We start from the raw sequence: 1,367 nt of genomic DNA on the forward strand, positions 1-1,367 counted from the left end.
AGTTGCGACGGTATATCGGAAGTGGTATGGTAGAATCATCAGTGGGATTGCGAAGGGGGCACTGCGTATAACACCGGGTTGCCGGCTCCGGTCGGGCTTCGCCCTTCCTTCGCCCAACCCTTGGTCTGTCACGTCGTTTGCCAGGAGCGGCAAACGCCGCGCCAGCCCTTCGGGTTCGGCAACCCGGAGACGTTAGGCGAAAGCCGGATCAACAACCTGCAGCCCAATTTTGGGCTGCCAAGCGACCTGCCTGCCGGGCGTATCCCGGACAAAGGAGCCGCCCTTGCCTCACATCCTTTACCAACAACGTACACTGCGATTACCTGAGGAATTGGGAACCGTGCTGGGCCTTGCCGATGCAAGCCGACTGCGTGTTCCTCATGTTGCGGATTGGCCCTATCGATTTTCATCGTGGGCGTTCGACGACCCTGGCAATACCCAAGGTTGGTTTGGCCCCTCTTCAGAACTGTTGGGGTGGGTGGTGATGCAGGCGCCCTTCTGGTCAATAGACTGCATCGTTCATCCGACTGCACCCCCTCAACTCTACGACGACATGCTGAAGTGGGCTCAGGTGCGTGCAGCGGAAATGTTGCAGGCCGGGATTGGGCGGCCTAGGTGGTTCATCTCCATTGATAAGGAGTGTCACCAACAGCGCCAAAATCTGGCCGCACGAGGGTTCGAGGTGTTACCTGAAGCAGGCGAGGACTCCTGGTCCAAAGTGTTGCTAGTGCTTGGCAAGGGTGAAAGTCCACAGCCAGTGGAACTGCCGAGAGAATACCAGGTGCGTAGTCTTGCCCTGTCCAGCGAGATTCAGGCATATGTAGCGGTGCATCGTGAGGTGTTTCAAAGTGAAAGCATGACTCATGGTTGGCGTCAGCGTGCAACGAGTATGGCAAGTTATAACAACTCGTTAGACTTGGTGGTTTCATCTGATGGAGGAGACTTGTGTGGGTTTTGTGTGGCGTGGCTTCGCCGACAGATTTCTGGGGCAGTAGTGGGGCAGATTGAGCCGCTTGGGGTTCTGGAAGGGTATCGTGGCAGGCATTTCAGCCGCGCACTCCTGGCAGAGGTCATCTCTCGGCTTCGGTCCTGTGGTGCAGATCAAATCGTTGTCGAGACAGATCGGCAGCGCGGTGCGGCGGTATCGGCATATGCTTCGTTGGGGTTTCAGGAGTTGCACGAGGTGCTCGTATATCGCTATGATGTGCCACCGGCTGGGCTGGTAGTGAAACCGGCCTTCGCCTAACACTGGGTTGCCGGCTCCAGTCACTTCGTTCCTTCCGCCCAACCCTTGGTCTGTCACGCCGTTTGCCAGGAGCGGCAAACGCCGCGCCAGCCCGGCGGGTTCGGCAACCCGAAACGTTATA

At 57.8% G+C, this 1,367-nt stretch carries 1 protein-coding gene; it reads left to right on the forward strand.

Features of this window, described 5'->3' with window-relative positions:
- The first annotated feature begins 283 nt into the window (after positions 1 to 283).
- Positions 284 to 1,246, forward strand: coding sequence for a GNAT family N-acetyltransferase (locus tag HYZ49_15675; protein ID MBI3243724.1), 963 nt, complete (start codon positions 284 to 286; stop codon positions 1,244 to 1,246).
- Positions 1,247 to 1,367 lie beyond the last annotated feature (121 nt).

The organism is Chloroflexota bacterium (assembly GCA_016197225.1).
Classification (GTDB): Bacteria; Chloroflexota; Anaerolineae; order Anaerolineales; family VGOW01; genus VGOW01.